The organism is Pseudomonas sp. H1_D05 (genome assembly GCF_054682705.1).
On sequence record NZ_CP162825.1, the window covers coordinates 5,876,298 to 5,898,963 of the forward strand.

Genomic DNA, 22,666 nt, shown 5'->3' on the forward strand with positions numbered 1-22,666 from the left:
ACCCAAGTGGTCGGCGATTAACCGTCCTTCTCGATTTCACAGAGTAGCGGATGCTGGCTTTCCCTGGCGTACTGGTTGACCTGCATGGCCTTTGTCTCGGCGATGTCGCGGGTAAACACTCCACATACTGCCCGCCCTTCTGTGTGGACGGCCAGCATGACCTTGGTCGCCAGCTCGCGATTCAGGTTAAAAAACACCTCGAGCACTTCGACGACGAAATCCATCGGTGTGTAGTCATCATTAAACAAAACCACCTTGTACATCGGCGGCGCCTGTAACGCAGGCTTTGCTTCCTGAACAGCAACGCCTGCCGAATCGTCGTCGTGCTCCTCTGGAAGATCCTTTTGGAGAAGCGGGCGATCCTGATTGAATGTTAGTCGAATCTGGCTGATTGCATGCATGGAAAGAAAGGTTCGTCAGTTGTGCAAATACAGTGGTGGGGGCGGCTGTCCACGTTTTCAACTCCGACTGCCCGGTCACCTTGACTATCGGGAAAACGGTGTTACAACCAATAGAACCCACAGTGGGTAAAAAAGATCCGCGGAGTCAATTCTTTTAACGAATAAGATTGCGGATGAATTGGATGATACTCCAGCGATGGAGTCTGTTGCAGAGGGATTTGAGCATGGCTGTCGGCAAGGTGAAATGGTTCAACAATGCCAAGGGTTTTGGATTCATTATCGAGAACGGCCAGACAGAAGACCTGTTTGCCCACTACTCGGCTATCCAGATGGAAGGCTATAAAACCCTGAAGGCAGGCCAAGAGGTGTACTTCGAACTCCTTCAAGGCCCCAAAGGCCTGCACGCCGTCGCGATTCAGGACAAAAAAACAGTGGATGACGCAGTCGGTGCAGCAGCAGCTGCTGCCGCCGCGACCAGCCAAGTGGCAGTCATGAGCTGAGCAACTCCGCCCAAGACGTCCAGCCATAAAAAAACCGCCTGACTCAATTCATCGAGTCAGGCGGTTTTTTATGTGCCCGCGTTTTACATATGCGAAATCAGCGCATCGCCGAAGCCCGAAGACGAAACCAGCTTGGCCCCGTCCATCAGACGTTCGAAGTCATAGGTCACAGTCTTGGCCGAAATAGCGCCGTTGGTGCCCTTGATGATCAGATCCGCCGCTTCGGTCCAGCCCATGTGGCGCAGCATCATCTCTGCAGAGAGAATCAGCGAACCCGGGTTGACCTGATCCTTGCCGGCGTACTTCGGCGCAGTACCGTGGGTGGCCTCGAACATCGCCACGGTGTCGGACAGGTTGGCGCCCGGCGCGATGCCGATACCGCCCACTTCCGCCGCCAGGGCGTCGGAGAGGTAGTCGCCGTTCAGGTTCAGGGTCGCGATCACATCGTATTCGGCCGGGCGCAGCAGGATCTGCTGGAGCATGGCGTCGGCGATGGCATCTTTGACCACAACGTTCTTGCCGGTTTTCGGGTTTTTGAACTGCATCCACGGTCCGCCGTCGAGCAGAGTCGCGCCGAATTCTTCGGCGGCCACTTCGTAGGCCCACTCTTTGAAGGCACCTTCGGTGAACTTCATGATGTTGCCTTTGTGCACGATGGTCAGCGAATCGCGGTCGTTATCGACCACATATTGCAGGGCCTTGCGCGCCAGACGCTTGGTGCCTTCCAGCGAAACCGGCTTGACGCCGATGCCGCAGTTTTCGTCGAAACGGATCTTGGTGACGCCCATTTCTTCTTTAAGGAATTTGATGACCTTGGTGGCTTCCGGCGAACCGGCCTTCCACTCAATGCCCGCATAGATGTCTTCGGAGTTCTCGCGAAAAATGGTCATGTCGACGTCGCCGGGCTTTTTCACCGGGCTTGGTACGCCTTCGAACCAGCGCACCGGGCGCAGGCAGACGTACAGGTCGAGTTGCTGACGCAGGGCCACGTTCAGCGAGCGGATGCCGCCACCGACTGGAGTAGTGAGTGGGCCTTTGATGGAAACCACGTAATCCTTGACTGCATCGAGAGTTTCCTGAGGCAGCCAGGTGTCCTGATCATAAACCTGAGTGGCTTTTTCCCCGGCGTAGACTTCCATCCAGGAAATCTTGCGTTTACCGCCGTATGCCTTTTGAACTGCAGCATCGACAACCTTGATCATCACCGGGCTGATGTCGACACCAATGCCGTCACCTTCGATGAAGGGGATGATCGGGTTATCAGGAACATTGAGAGAATGGTCTGCATTGACGGTGATTTTGTCGCCGACGGCTGGAACCTGAATCTTCTTGTAACCCATGCTGAACTCCATTGTTTGGATTGAACATCTGGCTTGGTTCGAGCGTAACCCAGTTAAATCAACACGCAAACCCTCTGTTCGTGGCGCGCCTACATCTCGTTTCGTACAAGCCTGAAAGCAAAGGGAAAAGCGCCAAACTCAAGCATTCGCGACGACTCTACGCCCGACCCCGCCCTGCGACCTTTAGACCAATGGACGAGAATCGTTGCATATGAACCATCGGCAGATTGCCAGCTACCTATGTATAATGCCGCCCGCTGACCACAGGGTCACGACGGCTGGCCTCTCTAGCACGAGACTTTCCGCCTGATTGGTCGGGTTGTTACCGCAGTCCGACTGCTTGACGCTCTACTGATGCACCCAACATCACCGCGAAGAATCTCGACATTCGGTTCATGGATGACTTTGAACGAACGCGCTTACCCGGCGCCCCTCGAGTTTCTGCGCACGCTTTAGCAAAGAAGAGAGAGTTAATCCGAATATGCCCACCCGCTCGAAGATCATCTATACCTTCACCGACGAAGCTCCAGCCCTCGCCACCTATTCCCTGCTGCCGATCATCGAGGCTTACACCGCCTCGGCCGATATCGCCGTGGAAACCCGCGATATCTCTCTTGCAGCACGTATTCTGGCCAGCTTCCCCGAGCAACTGGGCGACAAAGCCGTAGCCGACCACCTCGCCGAACTGGGCGACCTGGCCGTTACGCCTGAAGCCAACATCATCAAGCTGCCGAACATAAGCGCTTCGGTGCCACAGCTGCAAGCCGCGATCAAAGAGCTGCAAGCTCAGGGTTACAACCTGCCGGACTACCCGGAAACCGTGACCAGCGACGCCGACAAAGACGCCAAGGCGCGTTACGACAAGGTCAAGGGCAGTGCCGTGAACCCGGTTCTGCGTGAAGGCAACTCCGACCGTCGTGCACCGCTGTCGGTGAAGAACTACGCGCGCAAGCACCCGCACAAAATGGGCGCCTGGGCCAAAGACTCCAAGTCCCACGTCGCTCACATGAGCACCGGCGATTTCTACGGCAGCGAAAAAGCTGCCCTGATCGACGCCGCTGACGCCGTGAAGATCGAGCTGATCGCCAAGGACGGTACCGCTACCGTTCTGAAAGAAAAAACCACCGTTCAGGCTGGCGAGATCCTCGACTGCGCCGTGATGAGCAAAAACGCCCTGCGCGCGTTCATCGCTGCTGAAATCGAAAGCGCCAAGGCCCAAGGCGTGCTGCTGTCGGTTCACCTGAAAGCGACCATGATGAAGGTCTCCGACCCGATCATGTTCGGCCAGATCGTTGCCGAGTTCTATAAAGACGCCCTGACCAAGCACGCTGACGTGCTGGCCGAGATCGGCTTCAACCTGAACAACGGCATCGGCGATCTGTACGCGCGCATCAAAGCTCTGCCGGCCGAGCAGCAAGCGCAGATCGAAGCCGACATGGCCGCCGTCTACGCTGCTCGTCCATCGCTGGCGATGGTCAACTCCGACAAAGGCATCACCAACCTGCACGTGCCGAGCGACGTTATCGTCGACGCCTCGATGCCGGCAATGATCCGTGACTCCGGCAAAATGTGGGGCACCGACGGTCAACTGCACGACACCAAGGCGGTGATCCCGGATCGTTGCTACGCGACCATCTACCAGGCTGTGATCGAAGATTGCAAAGCCAATGGCGCCTTCGACCCAACCACCATGGGCAGCGTGCCAAACGTTGGCCTGATGGCGAAGAAAGCCGAAGAGTACGGCTCGCACGACAAGACTTTCCAGATCAAGGCTGACGGCGTGGTTCGCGTCACCGACAGCAAGGGCAACCTGCTGATGGAACAGGCTGTTGAAGCCGGCGACATCTTCCGCATGTGCCAGACCAAAGACGCGCCGATCCAGGACTGGGTCAAACTGGCCGTCAACCGTGCTCGCGCGAGCAGCACGCCAGCGATCTTCTGGCTGGACCCGATGCGCGCTCACGATGGCGTAGTGATCGAGAAAGTTCAGGCTTACCTGAAAGATCACGACACCACCGGTCTGGACATCCAGATCATGGCGCCGGTCGACGCCATGAAGTACACCCTGCAGCGCACCCGCGAAGGCAAGGACACCATTTCGGTGACCGGCAACGTACTGCGCGACTACCTGACCGACCTGTTCCCGATCATGGAACTGGGCACCAGCGCCAAGATGCTGTCGATCGTGCCGCTGATGAACGGCGGTGGCCTGTTCGAAACCGGCGCTGGCGGTTCGGCTCCGAAGCACGTGCAGCAACTGGTTGAAGAAAACTTCCTGCGCTGGGATTCGCTGGGTGAATTCCTTGCACTGGCAGCGTCCCTTGAGCATTTGGGTGTGAACTACAACAACCCGAAAGCACTGGTACTGTCGAAGACTCTGGATCAGGCCACCGGCCAGTTCCTCGACAACAACAAGTCGCCATCGCGCAAAGTCGGCAACATCGACAACCGCGGCAGCCACTTCTATCTGGCGATGTACTGGGCTCAGGCCCTGGCTGCCCAGACTGAAGACGCTGCACTGCAAGCGCAGTTCGCGACTCTGGCCAAGACTCTGACCGAGAACGAAGCAACCATCGTTGCCGAGCTCAACGCCGTTCAGGGCAAGCCAGTCGACATCGGCGGTTACTACCACGCCAATGCCGAGCTGATCAGCAAGGCCATGCGCCCAAGCGCAACTCTCAACGCGGCGATTGCTGCGCTGGTTTAAGGTTGTAAAGGGAACATCACAAACCCCGGCCTCGTGCCGGGGTTTGTGCTTTCAGAGTTCACACCTCCCCTGTGGGAGCGAGCTTGCTCGCGAAGGCGGCGAGTCAGTCAACGAAAATGTTGAATGATAAACCGCATTCGCGAGCAAGCTCGCTCCCACAATGGGAATGGGTTTCAACCAATAGATTGAGGAAGGTTTTATGGAATGGCTCCCCCACATCACCGTCGCCACCATCGTCGAGGACAACGGCCGCTTCCTGATGGTCGAGGAACACAAGGCTGGGCGTAACGTGCTCAACCAGCCCGCCGGCCATCTCGACCCGGACGAAACCCTGATCGACGCCGCCGTGCGCGAGACCCTCGAAGAAACCGGCTGGGACGTCGAACCTACCGGCGTGATCGGCATTTACTTGTACACCGCACCGAGCAACGGCGTGACTTACCAGCGCGTGTGCTTCAGCGCCAAAGCCGTGCAACACCACCCCGACTACCAGCTCGATGACGGCATCGTCGGCGCCAAGTGGCTGACCCGTGACGAATTAATCGCCCAGCGCGACAACTGGCGCAGCGAGCTGATCATCCGTTGCATCGACGATTATCTGGCCGGCCATCACTTCAGCCTCGAACTGATCCGCCCTTCTCTTTAGCCTTGAGGCCGCGAGCCTGCTAGAATCGCGTCCTTTTTCAAGACACTCATTGAATCCCTATGCGTGATCCAGCCCCTTCTGACACATCCAAGAAGCGCGTCATTGTCGGCATGTCCGGCGGCGTGGACTCTTCCGTTTCCGCTCTCCTGCTGATCGAGCAGGGTTACGAGGTGGAAGGCCTGTTCATGAAGAACTGGGAAGAAGACGACGGAACGGAATACTGCACCGCCATGGACGACCTGGCGGATGCTCAGGCTGTCTGCGACAAGATTGGCATCAAGCTGCACACTGCCAACTTCGCCGCCGAGTACTGGGACAACGTGTTCGAGCACTTCCTGGCCGAATACAAGGCCGGCCGTACGCCGAACCCGGACATCCTCTGCAACCGCGAGATCAAGTTCAAGGCGTTTCTCGACTACGCCATGATGCTCGGCGCCGACCTGATCGCCACCGGTCACTACGTGCGTCGTCGCGACATCGATGGCCGCACCGAACTGCTCAAAGGCCTCGATCCGAACAAGGATCAGAGCTACTTCCTGCACGCCGTCGGCGGTGAACAGATCGCCAAGACCCTGTTCCCGGTCGGCGAACTGGAAAAGCCGGAAGTGCGCGCAATTGCCGAGAAATACGAGCTGGCGACCGCCAAGAAGAAGGACTCCACCGGGATCTGCTTCATCGGCGAGCGTCGCTTCAGCGACTTCCTCAAGCAATACCTGCCGGCGCAACCGGGCGAGATCAAGACCACCGAAGGTGAAGTCATCGGCCGTCACCACGGCTTGATGTACCACACCATCGGTCAGCGCCAAGGTCTGGGCATCGGCGGTTTGAAAGATGCCGGTGACGAGCCGTGGTACGTGCTGCGCAAGGACCTGGACAGCAACGAGCTGATCGTCGGCCAGGGCAACAACCATCCATGGCTGTTCTCCGGCGCCCTGCTTGCTTCGGAAATCTATTGGGTCAACCCGATCGACCTGAGCCAGCCGCTGCGCCTGACCGCGAAAGTGCGTTATCGCCAGAGCGATCAAGCCTGCACCCTGGAAAAAACCGCCAGCGGCTACCGCGCCGTGTTCGACGAGCCGCAACGCGCGGTGACGCCGGGCCAATCGGTGGTGTTCTACGACGGTGAAATCTGCCTCGGTGGCGGCGTGATCGAAGTGGCCGAGCCGTGGAGCGGCCAGGCATGAGCCCGACTCAGGAGCAACTGACGGCGCTCGGCGGCGTGTTTCTCGCCGCCGTGCTGGTCGACCGGATCGCCAAGACCGGCCAGACCAGCGAGGCCGGCCTGAGCTGCATGCTCGGCAGCCTGCTCGTGCGCGACCCGAAGGATACGCTGGACGTGTACGGCGGCGACGACATCAATTTGCGCGAAGGTTACCGTGCACTGATTGGCGCCCTTGAACGCGACCCGAGCACGCTGCAACGCGAGCCGCTGCGTTATGCCCTGTCGATGCTCGGCCTGGAACGTCAACTGACCAAGCGCAACGACATGCTCGACATCATCGGCAAGCGCTTGCCGCAGATCCAGTCGCAAGTCGAGCATTTCGGCCCGGCCCACGAAAACGTGGTCGCGGCTTGCGGCGCGCTGTACCAGGACACCCTGAGCACCTTGCGCCAACGCATTCAGGTGCATGGCGACATGCGCAATCTGCAGCAGCCAAGCAACGCCTCGAAGATTCGCGCCCTGCTCCTCGCCGGCATTCGTTCAGCGCGCCTGTGGCGGCAGCTCGGCGGCCATCGCTGGCAGCTGGTGATCAGCCGGCGCAAGCTGCTCAAAGAGCTGTATCCGTTGATGCGCAGCGAGTAAATCGCCGCGCAATAAAAGCTTTGTAGTCTGTAACGCGTAATACGCCGGTCAGTTGGCAACGGACCGGCGGATTTTTTCATGTATGATACGCGCCCCATTTCGTTGCCCGACTGTCCGAGAACACCCCATGCAGCTTTCTTCGCTCACTGCGGTTTCCCCTGTTGACGGCCGCTACGCCGGCAAAACCCAGGCCCTGCGCCCGATTTTCAGCGAGTACGGCCTGATCCGTGCCCGTGTTCTGGTTGAAGTGCGCTGGCTCCAGCGCCTGGCCGCCCACGCTGGTATCCCTGAAGTGCCAGCCTTCTCCGCCGAGGCCAACGCCGTTCTCAATGAACTGGCTGAAAACTTCTCGCTGGAGCACGCCGAGCGCGTCAAAGAGATCGAGCGCACCACCAACCACGACGTCAAAGCGATCGAATACCTGCTCAAGGAGCAGGCGGCCAAGCTGCCGGAGCTGGCCAAGGTCAGCGAGTTCATCCACTTTGCCTGCACCAGCGAAGACATCAACAACCTGTCCCACGCCCTGATGCTGCGCGAAGGCCGTGACGACGTGATGCTGCCGCTGATGCGCCAGACCGCCAACGCGATCCGCGAACTGGCCATCCGTTTCGCTGACGTGCCAATGCTGTCGCGCACCCACGGTCAACCAGCCTCGCCAACCACTCTGGGTAAAGAGCTGGCGAACGTGGTTTACCGTCTCGAGCGTCAGATCGCTCAAGTCGCTGCCGTGCCGCTGCTGGGCAAGATCAACGGCGCTGTCGGTAACTACAACGCCCACCTGTCGGCCTACCCGCAGATCGACTGGGAAGCCAATGCCCGCGCCTTCATCGAAGACGAACTGGGCCCGGGCTTCAACCCGTACACCACGCAGATCGAACCGCACGACTACATCGCCGAGCTGTTCGACGCGATCGCGCGCTTCAACACCATCCTGATCGACTTCGACCGTGACATCTGGGGCTACATCTCCCTGGGTTATTTCAAGCAGCGCACCATCGCTGGCGAAATCGGTTCGTCGACCATGCCGCACAAGGTCAACCCGATCGACTTCGAAAACTCCGAAGGCAACCTGGGCATCGCCAACGCACTGTTCCAGCACCTGGCGAGCAAACTGCCGATTTCCCGCTGGCAGCGCGACCTGACCGACTCCACCGTACTGCGCAACCTCGGTGTCGGCTTCGCCCACAGCGTGATCGCGTACGAAGCCAGCCTCAAAGGCATCAGCAAACTGGAGCTCAACGAGCAGAAGATTGCCGCTGACCTCGACGCTTGCTGGGAAGTGCTGGCCGAGCCGATCCAGACCGTGATGCGCCGCTACAACATCGAAAACCCGTACGAGAAGCTGAAAGAACTGACCCGCGGCAAGGGCATCAGCCCTGAAGCGTTGCAGACTTTCATCGATGGCCTGGACATGCCTGCCGAAGCGAAAGCCGAGCTCAAGCAACTGACCCCGGCCAACTACATCGGCAACGCTGTAGCGCAAGCCAAACGCATCTGATCGACCGCTTGATCCGTTTGAGACGCCCGGCCGCGCCGGGCGTTTTTATTCCCGTCTGAAAAGTGCTTTTTTTCAATAGGTTACATATGAATTCCGATATTCCTCTTCAACTTCTGGGCGGCCTCACAGCACGCGAATTCCTGCGCGACTACTGGCAGAAAAAGCCACTGCTGATCCGTCAGGCGATTCCTGACTTCGAAAGCCCGATCGACGCCGACGAACTGGCCGGCCTGGCCCTGGAAGAAGAAGTCGAATCGCGCCTGGTGATCGAGCACGGCGAGCGTCCATGGGAACTGCGTCGCGGCCCGTTCGCTGAAGACGAATTCAGCAAATTGCCGGAAAAAGAGTGGACCCTGCTGGTTCAAGCCGTCGACCAATTCGTCCCGGAAGTCAGCGAATTGCTGGAAAACTTCCGTTTCCTGCCGAGCTGGCGCGTCGACGACGTGATGATCAGCTTCGCCGCCCCGGGTGGCAGCGTCGGCCCGCACTTCGACAACTACGACGTGTTCCTGCTGCAAGGCCACGGCAAGCGCAACTGGAAAATCGGCCAGATGTGCGATTCCGAGAGCCCGCTGCTGCAACACGCGGACCTGCGCATCCTCGCTGAATTCCACGAGACCGAAGAATGGGTACTGGAACCGGGCGACATGCTCTACCTGCCGCCGCGCTTGGCGCACTGCGGTGTCGCGGTCGATAACTGCATGACCTACTCGGTCGGCTTCCGCGCACCAAGCGCTTCCGAAGTGCTGACTCACTTCACCGACTTCCTCAGCCAGTTCCTGACTGATGAAGAGCGCTACACCGACGCCGACGCACAGCCTGCAGCCGATCCACACCAGATTCAGCACGATGCACTGGATCGCCTGAAAGCCCTGCTTGCCGAACACATGAGCGACGAGCGCCTGCTGCTGACCTGGTTCGGCCAGTACATGACCGAGCCGCGCTACCCGGAACTGGTGGCCGGCCCGGAAGAAATCGAAGAAGAAGATTTCCTCGCTGCCCTGCAGGATGGCGCCATTCTGATCCGCAATCCGAGCGCACGCCTGGCCTGGTCGGAAGTCGATGACGACCTGCTGCTGTTCGCCAGCGGCCAGAGCCGTTACCTGCCGGGCAAGCTGCGCGAACTGCTGAAGCTGATCTGCGCCGCCGACGCCCTGCACACCGACAACCTCGGTGAGTGGCTGAACGACGAAGACGCTTGCGGCCTGCTGTGCCAGCTGGTCAAGCAAGGGAGCCTGGGGTTCGCCGATGAATAAGATTCGCGTACGTGTCGCAGACTGGCAGAAGGACATCGCCGAGATCCGGCGCATTCGTGAAACGGTGTTCATCGCCGAGCAATCGGTGCCACCTGAGCTGGAATGGGACGCGGACGACGCGACCGCCGTGCATTTTCTGGCGTTTGAAGGCGACTTTCCGATCGGTACTGCGCGCCTGCTGCCTGACGGGCACATTGGCCGCGTTTCGGTACTGAAAGACTGGCGCGGGATGAAGGTCGGTGATGCGCTGATGCAAGCAGTCATCGCTGAAGCTGAAGCGCGTGGCTTGAAGCAGCAAATGCTCAGCGCTCAGGTGCAGGCCACGGCGTTCTATGAGCGCCTCGGCTTCAGCCTGATCAGCGAGGAATTCCTCGAAGCCGGGATTCCGCATGTCGACATGGTTCGGCATTCGGGTTGAGCTCTGCCCTGATCGTTCCCACGCTCTGCGTGGGAATGCCTCTCGGGACGCTCCGCGTCCCTTGCGGCATGTGACGCAGAGCGTCACTGGCTGCATTCCCACGCAGAGCGTGGGAACGATCACGCCCCGACATCAACCGATGCCGGGGCGTTTTGCTGTCTACGATTCAACTTGCCCCACCCAAGGCCGACAAACTGGCAATATCAAGACTTTCGAAAGCGGAGATAACGGACATGTCCCTACGCACCCTGCTCACCACCCTGCTGCTCGGTTGCAGTTTTTCGGTGATGGCAGCCACAGAAATCGTGCCTCTCAATTACCGCACCAGCACTGACATGCTGCCGATGGCGCAAGACTTCCTCGGCAAGGATGGTCAGGTCAGCGCCTACGGCAACCAGCTGATCATCAAGGCCGAGCCGGACAAGATTCAGGAACTCAAGGCACTGATCACCCAACTCGACACGGCGCCGAAACGCCTGCTGATCACCGTCGACACCAATGAAAACAATGGCCGTGGCGACGAAGGCTATTCAGTCAACGGCGCTCAACCAAACCAGACCCGCATCATCAGCCGCAGCACCGCCAGCCGTGAGGGCGGCGTCCAGCAAGTTCAGGCCACCGATGGCATGCCGGCGCTGATTCAGGTTGGCCAGAGCGTTCCGATCACCAATGTTCAGAGCGATTCCTACGGCGGTTACAACAGCCAGACGCAATACCGCAACGTCACCCAGGGTTTCTATGTCACCGCCAGCGTCACTGGCGACATCGTTCACCTGGCGATCAGTACCAACCGTGACCGCATGAGCCAGGAACGTCCCGATGTAGTGAACGTGCAAAGCACCGACACAACTGTCAGCGGGCGCCTCGGCGAGTGGATCACCCTCGCCGGCGTCAATCGCCAGACCCAGGCCGACAAACAGGGCCTGACCCGCAGCTACTCGACTCAAGGCCGGGATGACATGACCTTGCGGGTGAAAGTCGACGCCCTGGACTAAAGCACCGAAAACTGACTGATTAGTCGTATTAGACGAAAGATGTAGTGCCTGAAAAAAAGCACTACAAAACGTTTGACGGGGTAAAAAAGCGAAGGCATGATGGCCTCGCTCCCGCTAATCAGAGGCCCTGGCAAGGGCCTTCGAAGCGATGTTCGCACCTACCCCGCGAACCGCTTCGTGTCTGTACCGCCCACAAGGTGTGTTTGACGAGGTTGCCGACTGGAACGAAGTTGTCCCGAGGGACGGAAGCGTAATTAGGTAACCCGGCTTCACACTGTAGACCGTATAAAGGCCCACGACGCCCGAATGCGCCCACAGTCCGCCACTACCTGCTCACTTCCCCTCGAGCCTATCGTTCATCCCGTCGCCTACCCCGCCGAGTCCGACTTGACCACCTAAGCTTCTGGTCAGCGAGCGCAGGAATTTTCCACCGCAGAACAACTTTTCATAAAGACGCGACGAGGTTTATCTCCATGGCACTGACACGCGAACAGCAAATTGCAGCCCTCGAAAAAGACTGGGCTGAAAACCCGCGCTGGAAAGGCGTGACACGCACTTACTCCGCTGCTGACGTCGTCCGTCTGCGTGGCTCGGTTCAACCTGAGCACACCTTTGCAAAAATGGGCGCCGAGAAGCTGTGGAACCTGGTCACCCAGGGTGCCAAGCCTTCCTTCCGTCCTGAGAAAGATTTCGTCAACTGCATGGGCGCCCTGACCGGCGGCCAGGCTGTTCAACAGGTCAAAGCCGGCATCCAGGCGATCTACCTGTCGGGCTGGCAAGTGGCTGCGGACAACAACTCCGCAGAATCCATGTACCCGGACCAGTCGCTGTACCCGGTGGACTCGGTGCCAACCGTGGTCAAGCGCATCAACAACTCGTTCCGTCGTGCTGACCAGATCCAATGGAAAGCCGGCAAGAACCCGGGCGACGATGGCTACATCGACTACTTCGCGCCGATCGTGGCTGACGCCGAAGCCGGTTTCGGCGGCGTGCTGAACGCCTACGAGCTGATGAAGAGCATGATCGAAGCAGGCGCCGCCGGCGTTCACTTCGAAGACCAACTGGCTTCCGTGAAAAAATGCGGCCACATGGGCGGCAAAGTACTGGTTCCAACTCAAGAAGCCGTACAGAAGCTGACCGCTGCTCGTCTGGCTGCTGACGTTGCCGGTACCCCGACCATCATTCTGGCCCGTACCGACGCTAACGCTGCTGACCTGCTGACTTCCGATTGCGACCCGTACGACCAGCCGTTCGTGACTGGCGAGCGCACTCAGGAAGGTTTCTACAAGGTCCGTGCCGGTCTGGATCAAGCCATCGCTCGCGGCCTGGCCTACGCGCCGTACGCCGACCTGATCTGGTGCGAAACCGCCAAGCCGGATCTGGAAGAAGCCCGTCGCTTTGCCGAAGCGATCAAAAAGGAATACCCGGACCAACTGCTGTCGTACAACTGCTCGCCTTCCTTCAACTGGAAGAAAAACCTCGACGACGCGACCATCGCCAAGTTCCAGCGCGAACTGTCCGCCATGGGTTACAAGCACCAGTTCATCACCCTGGCCGGCATTCACAACATGTGGCACAGCATGTTCAACCTGGCGCACGACTACGCCCGCAACGACATGACTGCCTACGTGAAGCTGCAGGAGCAGGAATTCGCTGACGCCGCCAAGGGTTACACCTTCGTGGCTCACCAGCAGGAAGTGGGCACCGGCTACTTCGACGACATGACCACTGTGATTCAAGGTGGCTCGTCGTCGGTAACCGCACTGACCGGTTCGACTGAAGAAGAACAGTTCCACTGATTCGGCTTCGCTGAGCAAACGGCCTCTGTGGATCGTATAGAAAGCTAACCGCAGAGCCGCAAAACTGACGCCCCGACTGGTTCGGGGCGTTTTTTTGCCCCGATTTAATGAACACCACAAATCCCCGTAGGAGTGAGCCTGCTCGCGATAGCGGTGGGTCAGTCACCGCATGCGCAAGCTGACGCACCGCTATCGCGAGCAGGCTCACTCCTACAGGGATCGGCGCAGCCCAGACAAAAACATTGATCCAGAGCGGTACAACCGTCAGAAAAATCCGCTAAAACGGGCGCCGTCGCTAATTGCAGTAACGTGCAAGTAAGACAACTTCCCAACTGACATCCCGTTAAACAGTTACAAAACACCCGCAAACGATATCAATTATCATTTAGCCACAACTATGCTCGTTACATTCCCTACAAAACATTATTTGCATAAACCCGCCTAATGCCCGCAACGCATGGGCTGCAGGGCATTGGAGATGCGCTATGTCCTTATTCCAATAAATAATTTCGCTATAGGAATTTTACTTGCAGGGTGTTTAGCCATAAAATCAGCGCGATTGATTGCTGCGACATATCGTCACTGCCTATTTCTTTATCAAGCTCAGAGACCTTTGCTCTCTGTTAAGGATTACCAGCATGCCCGAAGCGACAGGACTCATGGCCCACAACTGGGGCTTTGCCATTTTCCTTCTGGGTGTCGTCGGCCTGTGTGCCTTCATGCTTGGCGTCTCCAGCCTCCTCGGGTCAAAAGCCTGGGGCCGCAGCAAAAACGAACCGTTCGAGTCGGGCATGCTACCTACCGGTGGCGCCCGCTTGCGGCTCTCAGCCAAATTCTATCTGGTCGCGATGCTCTTCGTGATCTTCGATATCGAAGCCCTCTTTCTCTTTGCATGGTCTGTGTCCGTCCGCGAAAGCGGCTGGACCGGATTCGTCGAAGCTCTCGTTTTCATAGCAATTCTGTTGGCAGGTCTTGTCTACCTGTTCCGAGTGGGCGCCCTTGACTGGGCTCCGGAAGCTCGTCGCAAGCGGCAGGCGAAGCTGAAACAATGAGGCTTTGGCAATGCAATACAATCTCACCAGGATCGACCCCGATGCTCCTAACGAGCAATATCCGATTGGCGAACGGGAAACCGTTTCCGATCCGTTAGAAGATCAAGTTCACAAAAACATTTTCATGGGCAAGCTGGAAGACGTGCTGAGTGGCGCGGTCAACTGGGGGCGTAAAAACTCCCTGTGGCCGTACAACTTCGGCCTGTCGTGCTGCTACGTGGAAATGACCACCGCCTTCACGGCGCCCCACGACATCGCGCGCTTTGGCGCCGAAGTGATCCGGGCATCGCCGCGTCAGGCCGACTTCATGGTTATCGCCGGTACCTGCTTCATCAAGATGGCGCCGATCATTCAGCGTCTCTACGAGCAAATGCTCGAACCAAAGTGGGTTATCTCCATGGGTTCGTGCGCCAACTCCGGCGGCATGTACGACATCTACTCTGTGGTTCAAGGGGTGGACAAGTTCCTGCCCGTGGACGTCTACGTACCTGGCTGCCCGCCCCGTCCGGAAGCATTTCTGCAAGGCTTGATGCTGTTGCAGGAATCGATTGGACAGGAGCGTCGTCCGCTTTCCTGGGTCGTTGGTGATCAAGGCGTGTATCGCGCCGACATGCCTTCGCAGAAGGAACAGCGCCGCGAACAGCGAATCGCAGTCACCAACCTGCGCAGCCCTGACGAAGTCTGATCCAGATCTGTTCTGAAATAGAAACGAGAAGCTGGCTTCATTCTTTACGTTGACCGAAAGCGAAAAAATAACCATGACTACAGGCAGCGCTCTGTACATCCCGCCTTATAAGGCAGACGACCAGGATCTGGTCGTTGAATTGAACAACCGTTTTGGCCCGGAGGCGTTCACCGCCCAGCCGACCCGCACCGGCATGCCGGTGCTGTGGGTGGCGCGTGCCAGACTCGTCGAAGTCCTGACTTTCCTGCGTAACCTGCCCAAGCCGTACGTCATGCTCTATGACCTGCACGGCGTGGACGAGCGTCTGCGCACCAAGCGTCAAGGGCTGCCATCGGACGCCGAGTTCACCGTGTTCTATCACCTCATGTCGCTCGAGCGTAATAGTGACGTGATGATCAAGGTTGCCTTGTCCGAGAGCGACCTCAGCTTGCCGACCGTCACCAGCATCTGGCCGAACGCCAACTGGTACGAGCGTGAAGTCTGGGACATGTTCGGCATCGACTTCAAAGGTCACCCGCACCTGTCGCGCATCATGATGCCGCCGACCTGGGAAGGTCACCCGCTGCGCAAGGACTTCCCGGCGCGCGCCACCGAATTCGATCCGTACAGCCTCAACCTCGCCAAGCAACAGCTTGAGGAAGAAGCCGCGCGCTTCCGTCCGGAAGACTGGGGCATGAAGCGTTCCGGCCCGAACGAGGACTACATGTTCCTCAACCTCGGCCCGAACCACCCTTCTGCGCACGGTGCGTTCCGCATCATTCTGCAACTGGACGGTGAAGAGATCGTCGACTGCGTGCCGGACATCGGTTACCACCACCGTGGTGCCGAGAAGATGGCCGAGCGTCAGTCCTGGCACAGTTTCATCCCGTACACCGACCGTATCGACTACCTCGGCGGCGTGATGAACAACCTGCCGTACGTGCTCTCGGTCGAGAAGCTGGCCGGCATCAAGGTGCCTGAGAAGGTCGACGTCATCCGCATCATGATGGCCGAGTTCTTCCGGATCACCAGCCACCTGCTGTTCCTCGGGACTTACATCCAGGACGTCGGCGCCATGACTCCGGTGTTCTTCACCTTCACCGACCGCCAGAAGGCGTACACGGTGATTGAAGCCATTACCGGTTTCCGTCTGCACCCGGCCCGGTACCGCATCGGTGGCGTCGCGCACGACCTGCCACGCGGCTGGGAAAAACTGGTGAAAGACTTCGTTGAATGGCTGCCAAAACGCCTCGACGAATACACCAAGGCTGCCCTGCAGAACAGCATCCTCAAGGGTCGTACCATCGGCGTCGCCCAGTACAACACCAAAGAAGCCCTGGAATGGGGTGTCACCGGTGCTGGCCTGCGTTCGACCGGTTGCGATTTCGACCTGCGTAAAGCGCGTCCGTACTCGGGCTACGAGAACTTCGAATTCGAAGTGCCGCTGGCCGCCAATGGCGATGCCTACGACCGCTGCATGGTTCGCGTTGAAGAAATGCGCCAGAGCATCAAGATCATCGACCAGTGCATGCGCAACATGCCGGAAGGCCCGTACAAGGCGGATCACCCGCTGACCACGCCGCCGCCGAAAGAGCGCACGCTGCAGCACATCGAAACCCTGATCACGCACTTCCTGCAAGTTTCGTGGGGCCCGGTGATGCCGGCCAACGAATCCTTCCAGATGATCGAAGCGACCAAGGGTATCAACAGTTATTACCTGACGAGCGACGGCGGCACCATGAGCTACCGTACCCGGATCCGCACTCCAAGCTTCCCGCATCTGCAACAGATCCCTTCGGTGATCAAAGGCAGCATGGTCGCGGACATGATTGCGTACCTGGGTAGTATCGATTTCGTTATGGCCGACGTGGACCGCTAAGCATGAACAGCACGCTTATCCAGACAGACCGTTTCACCCTCAGTGAAACCGAGCGCTCGGCCATCGAGCACGAGCTGCATCACTACGAAGACCCGCGCGCGGCGTCGATCGAAGCCCTGAAGATCGTTCAGAAAGAACGCGGCTGGGTGCCGGATGGCGCCTTGTACGCGATCGGCGAGATCCTCGGCATCCCGGCCAGCGACGTTGAAGGTGTGGCGACGTTCTACAGCCAGATTTTCCGTCAGCCGGTTGGCCGTCACATCATTCGCGTCTGCGACAGCATGGTCTGCTACATCGGTGGCCACGAGTCGGTGGTCAGCGAAATCCAGAACAATCTGGGCATCGGCCTGGGTCAGACCACCACCGACGGTCGTTTCACCCTGCTGCCTGTCTGCTGCCTCGGCAACTGCGACAAGGCACCGGCGCTGATGATCGACGACGACACCTTTGGTGATGTGCAGCCTGCTGGCGTCGCCAAACTGCTCGAGGGCTACGTATGACCCTGACATCTTTCGGTCCTGCCAACCGCATTCAGCGTTCGGCCGAGACTCACCCGCTGACCTGGCGTCTGCGTGACGACGGCGAAGCCGTGTGGCTCGACGAATACCAGGCCAAGAACGGTTACGCCGCTGCGCGCAAAGCCTTCGCCGACATGGATCAGGACGCCATTGTCCAGACCGTGAAAGACGCCGGCCTCAAAGGTCGCGGCGGTGCAGGCTTCCCCACGGGCGTGAAGTGGGGCCTGATGCCCAAAGACGAATCCATCAACATCCGTTACCTGCTGTGCAACGCGGATGAAATGGAGCCGAACACCTGGAAAGACCGCATGCTGATGGAGCAACTGCCCCATCTGCTGATCGAAGGCATGCTGATCAGTGCCCGCGCACTGAAAACCTACCGTGGCTACATCTTCCTGCGCGGCGAATACACCACCGCCGCCAAGCACCTCAACCGTGCCGTGGAAGAAGCCAAGGCTGCTGGCCTGCTGGGTAAAAACATTCTCGGCAGCGGCTTCGATTTCGAGCTGTTCGTCCACACCGGCGCCGGGCGTTACATCTGCGGTGAAGAAACCGCGCTGATCAACTCCCTCGAAGGCCGCCGCGCCAACCCGCGCTCCAAGCCGCCCTTCCCTGCCGCTGTCGGCGTGTGGGGCAAGCCGACCTGCGTGAACAACGTCGAAACCCTGTGCAACGTGCCGGCGATCATTGCCGACGGCGTTGACTGGTACAAATCGTTGGCGCGCGAAGGCAGCGAAGACATGGGCACCAAGCTCATGGGCTTCTCCGGCAAAGTGAAAAACCCGGGGCTGTGGGAGCTGCCTTTCGGCGTCACCGGTCGCGAGTTGTTCGAAGACTACGCCGGCGGCATGCGCGACGGCTTCAAGCTCAAGGCCTGGCAGCCAGGTGGCGCCGGTACCGGTTTCCTCCTGCCAGAACATCTCGACGCACAGATGTACGCCGGCGGCATCGCCAAAGTGGGCACCCGTATGGGTACCGGCCTGGCCATGGCGGTGGACGACAGCGTCAACATGGTCTCCTTGCTGCGCAACATGGAGCAGTTCTTCGCTCGCGAGTCGTGCGGTTTCTGCACCCCGTGCCGCGATGGTCTGCCATGGAGCGTCAAGCTCTTGATGGCCATCGAACAAGGTCGCGGTCAGCCAGGCGACATCGAGACCCTGCTGGGTCTGGTCAACTTCCTCGGCCCGGGCAAGACCTTCTGTGCTCACGCACCGGGTGCCGTGGAACCGTTGGGCAGTGCCATCAAATACTTCCGTCCAGAGTTCGAAGCCGGTATCGCGCCAGTCAGCGCCGCCGTCCCGCCTCTGGCAAGGCCGATCGTAATCGGCGCGTAAACGTTTAAAAAGGCGAAGGGTCCGTGCCCTTCGCCTTTCGTCCGATGACGCCTTTCGGGGCTGACTGGATTCGGACGAATAACAAGATTCCATTAGCCACGCCCGCTGACACCGGGCCAACGAAGACCTTTGAACCATGGCCACTATCCACGTAGACGGCAAAGCGCTCGAAGTCGACGGGGCAGACAACCTGTTACAGGCATGTCTGTCGCTGGGCCTCGACATCCCTTATTTCTGCTGGCACCCCGCGCTTGGTAGCGTCGGGGCTTGCCGCCAGTGCGCGGTCAAGCAGTACACCGACGAGAACGACACCCGTGGTCGCATCGTCATGTCCTGCATGACCCCGGCCACCGACAACACCTGGATCTCCATCGACGATGAAGAATCCAAGGCGTTCCGCGCCAGTGTTGTTGAATGGCTGATGACCAACCACCCGCACGACTGCCCTGTGTGCGAAGAAGGCGGTCACTGCCACCTGCAAGACATGACGGTGATGACCGGCCACAACGAGCGCCGTTATCGCTTCACCAAACGCACCCACCAGAACCAGCAACTGGGCCCGTTCATTTCCCACGAAATGAACCGCTGCATCGCTTGCTACCGCTGCGTGCGTTTCTACAAGGATTACGCTGGCGGCACCGACCTCGGTGTATTCGGCGCCCATGACAACGTGTACTTCGGTCGCGTTGAAGACGGCACCCTCGAAAGCGAGTTCTCCGGCAACCTCACCGAGGTCTGCCCGACCGGTGTGTTCACCGACAAGACTCACTCCGAGCGCTACAACCGCAAGTGGGACATGCAATTCGCACCGAGCATCTGCCATGGCTGCTCGAGCGGTTGCAACATCTCCCCGGGCGAGCGTTACGGCGAACTGCGTCGCATCGAAAACCGTTTCAACGGTTCGGTGAACCAGTACTTCCTGTGCGACCGTGGCCGTTTCGGTTATGGCTACGTCAACCGCACCGACCGTCCACGTCAGCCACTGCTGGCCGACGGCACCAAGCTCGGTCTGGATGCTGCACTGGATAAAGCCGCTGACCTGCTGCGCGGGCGCAACATCGTCGGTATCGGTTCGCCGCGTGCCAGCCTTGAAAGCAACTATGCGTTGCGCGAACTGGTCGGCGCCGAGCACTTCTACTCGGGTATCGAAGCGTCCGAACTGGAGCGCATCCGTCTGGTCCTGCAAGTGCTGAAAGACAGCCCGCTGCCTGTGCCGAACATGCGTGACATCGAAGACCACGACGCGATTTTCGTGCTCGGTGAAGACCTGACCCAGACCGCCGCCCGTGTGGCGTTGTCGCTGCGTCAATCGGTCAAAGGCAAAGCTGAAGACATGGCCGAAGCCATGCGCGTTCAGCCTTGGCTCGACGCGGCGGTGAAGAACATCGGTCAGCACGCGCTGAACCCGCTGTTCATCGCCAGCCTGGCGGAAACCAAGCTCGACGACGTTGCTGAAGAATGCGTACACGCCGCTCCGGATGATCTGGCACGCATCGGTTTCGCCGTGGCTCACGCTCTGGATGCCAGCGCGCCGGCCGTTGAAGGTCTGGACGCTGAAGCACTGGAACTGGCCAAGCGCATCGCCGACGCCCTGCTCGCTGCCAAACGTCCGCTGATCATCGCCGGTACTTCGCTGGGCTCCAAAGCCTTGATCGAAGCCGCCGCCAACATCGCCAAAGCACTGAAGTTGCGCGAGAAGAACGGTTCGATCAGCCTGATCGTCCCGGAAGCCAACAGCCTTGGTCTGGCCATGCTCGGTGGCGAATCGGTCGACGCGGCGCTGCAAGCTGTCATCGATGGCAAGGCTGACGCGATCGTTGTGCTGGAAAACGATCTATACACCCGCACCGCCAAAGACAAAGTCGATGCTGCACTGAACGCTGCGCAAGTGGTGATCGTTGCTGACCATCAGAAAACTGCTACCAGCGACCGCGCGCACCTGGTTCTGCCAGCCGCAAGCTTCGCTGAAGGCGACGGTACTTTGGTCAGCCAGGAAGGTCGCGCCCAGCGCTTCTTCCAGGTTTTCGACCCGCAATACATGGACGCGAGCATCCTGGTTCACGAAGGCTGGCGCTGGCTGCACGCCCTGCGCGCGACCCTGCTGAACCAGCCGATCGACTGGACGCAACTCGACCACGTCACCGCTGCCGTTGCTTCAAGCACCGAGCAACTGGCGCGTATCGTCGACGCTGCACCGTCCGCCGCGTTCCGCATCAAGGGTCTGAAACTGGCGCGTGAGCCGCTGCGTTACTCCGGTCGCACCGCGATGCGCGCCGACATCAGCGTTCACGAACCACGCACCCCGCAAGACAAAGACACCGCGTTCGCCTTCTCCATGGAAGGTTACTCGGGCTCTGCCGAACCGCGTCAGCAGGTGCCGTTTGCCTGGTCGCCGGGCTGGAACTCGCCACAAGCGTGGAACAAGTTCCAGGACGAAGTCGGTGGTCACATTCGCGCTGGCGACCCGGGCACCCGCCTGATCGAAAGCACCGGTGATTCGCTGAACTGGTTCGCTGCAGCGCCACGTGCGTTCAACCCGGCGCCGGGTACCTGGCAAGCCGTGCCGTTCTTCCACCTGTTCGGCAGCGAAGAAAACTCTTCGAAAGCCGCCCCGGTGCAAGAGCGCATTCCAGCTCCATACGTGGCACTGGCCAAGTCCGAAGCGGATCGTCTGGGCGTCAACGACGGTGCCCTGCTGAGCCTGAACGTGGCCGGCCAGACCCTGCGTCTGCCGCTGCGCATCAATGAAGAACTGGGCGCCGGTCTGGTGGCATTGCCTGCGGGTATCGCCGGCATTCCACCGGCATTCGCCGGCGTATCCGTCGACGGTCTGCAGGAGGCAGCGCAATGACCTGGTTCACCCCTGAAGTGATCGATGTGATCCTCTCGGTCGTCAAAGCCATCGTGATTCTGCTGGCCGTGGTGGTCGCAGGCGCGTTGCTCAGCTTTGTCGAACGTCGCCTGCTGGGCTGGTGGCAGGACCGTTACGGTCCGAACCGCGTTGGCCCCTTCGGTATGTTCCAGATCGCCGCCGACATGCTGAAGATGTTCTTCAAGGAAGACTGGACCCCGCCGTTTGCCGACAAGGTGATTTTCACCCTGGCACCGGTGGTGGCCATGTCGGCCCTGCTGATCGCCTTCGCGATCATTCCGATCACCCCGACCTGGGGCGTCGCGGATCTGAACATCGGCCTGCTGTTCTTCTTCGCCATGGCCGGTCTGTCGGTCTACGCGGTGTTGTTCGCCGGCTGGTCGAGTAACAACAAGTTCGCCCTGCTCGGCAGCTTGCGTGCATCGGCGCAGACCGTGTCCTACGAAGTGTTCATGGGCCTGGCCCTGATGGGCATCGTGGTCCAGGTCGGCTCGTTCAACATGCGCGACATCGTCGAGTACCAGGCGCAGAACCTGTGGTTCATCATTCCGCAGTTCTTCGGCTTCTGTACCTTCTTCATCGCTGGCGTCGCCGTGACTCACCGTCACCCGTTCGACCAGCCGGAAGCGGAACAGGAACTGGCCGACGGTTACCACATTGAATACGCCGGTATGAAATGGGGCATGTTCTTCGTCGGTGAATACATCGGCATCATCCTGATCTCGGCGCTGCTGGTCACCCTGTTCTTCGGTGGCTGGCACGGTCCGTTCGGCATCTTGCCGCAACTGGCGTTCGTCTGGTTCGCACTGAAGACCGCGTTCTTCATCATGCTGTTCATCCTGCTGCGCGCTTCCATTCCGCGTCCGCGTTATGACCAGGTGATGGATTTCAGCTGGAAATTCTGCCTGCCACTGACCCTGATCAATTTGCTGGTGACCGCTGCGGTCGTGTTGTGGAACACGCCTGCAGTCGCGGTTCAGTGA

Annotated in this window: 19 protein-coding genes and 1 pseudogene; 18 read left to right on the plus strand and 2 right to left on the minus strand. The window is 59.3% G+C overall.

The features are described from left to right. Positions 1–17: 17 nt before the first annotated feature. Positions 18–401: an ATP-dependent Clp protease adapter ClpS gene (gene clpS / locus AB4O11_RS26375; RefSeq protein ID WP_016987405.1), complete on the minus strand. Its 384-nt coding sequence runs from the start codon at positions 399–401 to the stop codon at positions 18–20. Between the two features lie 224 nt (positions 402–625). On the opposite strand from clpS, the gene cspD reads away from it, so the two are divergent. Further along, positions 626–901: a cold shock domain-containing protein CspD gene (cspD, locus tag AB4O11_RS26380; protein ID WP_460129291.1), complete on the plus strand. Its 276-nt coding sequence runs from the start codon at positions 626–628 to the stop codon at positions 899–901. Positions 902–984: 83 nt separating this feature from the next. On the opposite strand, the gene icd is transcribed toward cspD, so the two are convergent. Next, positions 985–2,241 carry an NADP-dependent isocitrate dehydrogenase gene (icd, locus tag AB4O11_RS26385; RefSeq protein WP_007920207.1) on the minus strand — a complete coding sequence of 419 codons (1,257 nt, stop codon included), beginning with the start codon at positions 2,239–2,241 and terminating at the stop codon, positions 985–987. Between the two features lie 481 nt (positions 2,242–2,722). Here icd and AB4O11_RS26390 point away from each other — a divergent pair, with 481 nt between their 5' ends. From AB4O11_RS26390 to nuoH, 17 genes and pseudogenes are all read left to right on the plus strand, one after another. Then, positions 2,723–4,948, plus strand: a complete 2,226-nt coding sequence (locus tag AB4O11_RS26390) for an NADP-dependent isocitrate dehydrogenase (RefSeq protein WP_095124498.1) — start codon at positions 2,723–2,725, stop codon at positions 4,946–4,948. Positions 4,949–5,019: 71 nt separating this feature from the next. After that, positions 5,020–5,109, plus strand: a pseudogene (locus AB4O11_RS26395) (metal ABC transporter ATP-binding protein); the annotation flags it as partial. 38 nt (positions 5,110–5,147) lie between these two features. Beyond that, positions 5,148–5,594, plus strand: coding sequence for an NUDIX hydrolase (locus AB4O11_RS26400; protein WP_095048072.1), 447 nt, complete (start codon positions 5,148–5,150; stop codon positions 5,592–5,594). A 59-nt stretch (positions 5,595–5,653) separates the two neighbouring features. Beyond that, positions 5,654–6,778 (plus strand): tRNA 2-thiouridine(34) synthase MnmA, encoded by a 1,125-nt coding sequence (gene mnmA, locus AB4O11_RS26405; RefSeq protein ID WP_122606188.1) that lies wholly within the window; start codon positions 5,654–5,656, stop codon positions 6,776–6,778. After that, a complete protein-coding gene (gene hflD / locus AB4O11_RS26410; RefSeq protein WP_460129294.1) occupies positions 6,775–7,398 on the plus strand; it encodes a high frequency lysogenization protein HflD in 624 nt (207 codons plus the stop codon). The genes mnmA and hflD overlap by 4 nt, the downstream gene beginning before the upstream one ends. Before the next feature lie 127 nt (positions 7,399–7,525). Further along, positions 7,526–8,896, plus strand: a complete 1,371-nt coding sequence (purB, locus tag AB4O11_RS26415) for an adenylosuccinate lyase (RefSeq protein WP_460129296.1) — start codon at positions 7,526–7,528, stop codon at positions 8,894–8,896. An 86-nt stretch (positions 8,897–8,982) separates the two neighbouring features. Beyond that, entirely contained in the window at positions 8,983–10,152 is a 1,170-nt protein-coding gene (locus AB4O11_RS26420) for a ribosomal protein uL16 3-hydroxylase (RefSeq protein ID WP_007920198.1), read from the plus strand. After that, complete coding sequence (locus AB4O11_RS26425) at positions 10,145–10,570, plus strand: GNAT family N-acetyltransferase (protein ID WP_099756644.1); 426 nt, start codon at positions 10,145–10,147, stop codon at positions 10,568–10,570. Before AB4O11_RS26420 ends, AB4O11_RS26425 begins: the two co-directional genes overlap by 8 nt. 233 nt (positions 10,571–10,803) lie before the next feature. Then, a complete protein-coding gene (locus AB4O11_RS26430) occupies positions 10,804–11,565 on the plus strand; it encodes a secretin N-terminal domain-containing protein (protein ID WP_460129298.1) in 762 nt (253 codons plus the stop codon). 473 nt (positions 11,566–12,038) lie between these two features. After that, entirely contained in the window at positions 12,039–13,364 is a 1,326-nt protein-coding gene (gene aceA / locus AB4O11_RS26435; RefSeq protein WP_016775277.1) for an isocitrate lyase, read from the plus strand. A gap of 638 nt (positions 13,365–14,002) precedes the next feature. Beyond that, positions 14,003–14,416 carry an NADH-quinone oxidoreductase subunit A gene (locus AB4O11_RS26440; protein ID WP_003223812.1) on the plus strand — a complete coding sequence of 138 codons (414 nt, stop codon included), beginning with the start codon at positions 14,003–14,005 and terminating at the stop codon, positions 14,414–14,416. Positions 14,417–14,426: 10 nt separating this feature from the next. Beyond that, positions 14,427–15,101 (plus strand): NuoB/complex I 20 kDa subunit family protein, encoded by a 675-nt coding sequence (locus AB4O11_RS26445; protein ID WP_003223809.1) that lies wholly within the window; start codon positions 14,427–14,429, stop codon positions 15,099–15,101. 73 nt (positions 15,102–15,174) lie between these two features. After that, positions 15,175–16,959, plus strand: coding sequence for an NADH-quinone oxidoreductase subunit C/D (nuoC, locus tag AB4O11_RS26450; protein WP_460129300.1), 1,785 nt, complete (start codon positions 15,175–15,177; stop codon positions 16,957–16,959). Between the two features lie 2 nt (positions 16,960–16,961). Then, on the plus strand, positions 16,962–17,459 hold the full coding sequence (nuoE, locus tag AB4O11_RS26455) for an NADH-quinone oxidoreductase subunit NuoE (RefSeq protein WP_007920186.1): 498 nt from the start codon (positions 16,962–16,964) through the stop codon (positions 17,457–17,459). Next, entirely contained in the window at positions 17,456–18,811 is a 1,356-nt protein-coding gene (gene nuoF, locus AB4O11_RS26460) for an NADH-quinone oxidoreductase subunit NuoF (protein WP_007920184.1), read from the plus strand. The genes nuoE and nuoF overlap by 4 nt, the downstream gene beginning before the upstream one ends. A gap of 136 nt (positions 18,812–18,947) precedes the next feature. Beyond that, on the plus strand, positions 18,948–21,662 hold the full coding sequence (gene nuoG, locus AB4O11_RS26465; protein WP_414926393.1) for an NADH-quinone oxidoreductase subunit NuoG: 2,715 nt from the start codon (positions 18,948–18,950) through the stop codon (positions 21,660–21,662). Continuing rightward, complete coding sequence (gene nuoH / locus AB4O11_RS26470) at positions 21,659–22,666, plus strand: NADH-quinone oxidoreductase subunit NuoH (protein ID WP_007920179.1); 1,008 nt, start codon at positions 21,659–21,661, stop codon at positions 22,664–22,666. The genes nuoG and nuoH overlap by 4 nt, the downstream gene beginning before the upstream one ends.